This is a genomic window from Bacillus sp. TL12, assembly GCF_022625245.1.
Lineage (GTDB): Bacteria > Bacillota > Bacilli > Bacillales > Bacillaceae_G > Bacillus_A.
The window spans coordinates 1-2155 of sequence record NZ_JAJJBY010000126.1 but is presented as its reverse complement, the minus strand read 5'-3'; the positions used below and the strand labels follow the sequence as shown (position 1 = coordinate 2155).

Below are 2155 nucleotides of genomic sequence, written 5' to 3'. Positions count from 1 at the left end.
TGTGTTATAACAGTCGCTAAGAATCCAGCTTATCCTATAGCAATTGAACAATTGAAAAAAGAAAAAAGCATACCTGATGGTATGCAACTTAGGCAACAAAAGTATTTGAATAGCATAGTAGAACAAGATCATCGTTTTATAAAGAAGCGTATCCGTTCTATGCTAGGACTCAAATCTTTTGACACAGCTACATCCATTCTTTCTGGAGTAGAAGTCATGCGTATGATTACAAAAAACAGATTGATTTACAGAATCAGTCCGTCCAAACTCAGAAAGAATTCATCCATCAATTGCTTGAATTTGCAGCATAAGATACGATTCCGTTAAGAATATATGTGCTTTATTCTTTTTTATTTTTGCACCAGAACCATTCATTCTAAGAGATACGACTTTTTTAATCTTCTCGTGATAAAATGGTTATAAAAAGAAATTTAGGATAGGAGACTAACTCTAGATGAAAAGCACTATTGCTATTATAGGAGGAACTGGAAAAGTAGGTAAATTTTTAGCAGAAACGGCAATTAAAAAAGGCTATACAGTTCGCATGCTCGTCCGAAATCCAGAAAAAGTTTCAGTAACTAGCCCAAACATAGAGCTTATTAAAGGATACGCTCAAAACCCACATTCAATTCGCTCTTTACTTGAAGGATGTGAAGCTGTTGTTAATACTTTTGGACAACCTAATAGGGACACACCTTTATACAGTGAAGTTACAAAACTGATAATTACTATTATGGGAGATATCGGAATCAAAAGGTATATTGGAGTAACAGGAGGTTCTTTGGATATATATGGAGATAAAAAGTCATTCGTAAATAAGTTGGGGGCTATCGTCTTTCGCATTATGTATTCTAAGATGATTAAGGATAAGAAAAAAGAGCTTATTATTCTCCAAGAAAGCAAGATAGATTGGACACTTGTTCGGTTACCATTTATATATGAAAAAGATATTAATAAAACTATAAAAGAAAATTTATTTGATATGCCAGGACTAACAATTACCAATCGCAATATTGCAGATTTTTTAATTGATGAAATTTCAAATTCTAAATACATACGTAAAACACCATTTATAGCAAACTAGATTCAACAGAAGTACATATGAACTAGAAAAGATATATTACTACTATTCCAAATTGAAAATAATTGCCGATAACGAGAATTATGTAAATGAGCTGTCCAAATGGATGGCTTATTTTATTTTTTGCTTAGCTTGGGTTTTTTCCGAAATGCTGGCGTTGTAAATAATTGTTTTATAAAAAACAATTATTTACAACGCCTTCTCTTTGCTTTTTTACGCTGATGTGTATGACTATATTTTTTTATATGAGTACTTTTGTTCTTCTTATAATTAGGTAACTTAACTATAAGAACAGTAATTGCAAAAAAAATGAAAAATATAAGGTTTGCAATCATCCAAAGCTTAATATCATAGTCATATAGCTTACTAAAATATTTTTTGTCAGGAGTAATATGGCTTACGTTACTGTCAATTGCTTCGAGGGTGTAAGGAATAACCCAAAAGGAACCAATTAATATAACAATTGTTCCAAGAATGAAACTGAGTATATGTTTTATCAAGTTCTATTCTCCTTTAATTATGTTTATTGTATACGTTCATATAGTATATATGGTTCTAGTGCAAAGACTGTATTTATTTGAAAAAAGTATATAAATTTCTATTGGAATCTATTTTTATAAATGGGTTCTCGCCACATCACAATCAAGCTAAGAAAAGCAAATACCCCAAAACTAGAAAAGCTTAAATAACTTCCGAGAACAATAACTATGTGAACACGAAAGTCCTCCAGTTAAACAATCTAGAGGACTTTTAATAGTCTTCGAAATACATTGAAACCCGATAATGATGCGTTATGTTAACCTTACATGAATAGCCTATTCATCCAAGTTTCTTATAATTGGTACTGCACTATTTTTAGGAATAATAAAGTATAATTTCGGAAGGCGAATTGTTAAACATATCCCCCTATATTTCATCTTTTAATTTTTCTAACTCTAATTCAGATATAACTTTGATTCCATTGATTTCTAATAAAGCTGTCGTTACTCCAACTCCATCTCTTTTTTCTCCAATAAACTCACCATTATAAATTTTTTTGCCTCCACACGATGGACTATATTCTTTTAACGGTTT

3 protein-coding genes and 1 pseudogene are annotated in these 2155 nt (G+C 30.9%); 2 read left to right on the top strand and 2 right to left on the bottom strand.

What is annotated here, in order from left to right; all coding sequences use genetic code 11:
* Window positions 1-311, top strand: a pseudogene (locus LOK41_RS27895) (DDE-type integrase/transposase/recombinase); the annotation flags it as partial.
* Window positions 312-454: 143 nt separating this feature from the next.
* Entirely contained in the window at window positions 455-1084 is a 630-nt protein-coding gene (locus LOK41_RS27890; protein WP_241819340.1) for an NAD(P)H-binding protein, read from the top strand.
* Between the two features lie 182 nt (window positions 1085-1266).
* On the opposite strand, the gene LOK41_RS27885 is transcribed toward LOK41_RS27890, so the two are convergent.
* Together LOK41_RS27885 and LOK41_RS27880 are read right to left on the bottom strand one after the other, a co-directional pair.
* Window positions 1267-1581 carry a hypothetical protein gene (locus LOK41_RS27885; protein ID WP_241819339.1) on the bottom strand — a complete coding sequence of 105 codons (315 nt, stop codon included), beginning with the start codon at window positions 1579-1581 and terminating at the stop codon, window positions 1267-1269.
* A gap of 406 nt (window positions 1582-1987) precedes the next feature.
* Window positions 1988-2155 (bottom strand): 2-thiouracil desulfurase family protein (locus LOK41_RS27880; protein WP_241819341.1); only part of this gene is annotated, 168 nt, incomplete at its 5' end.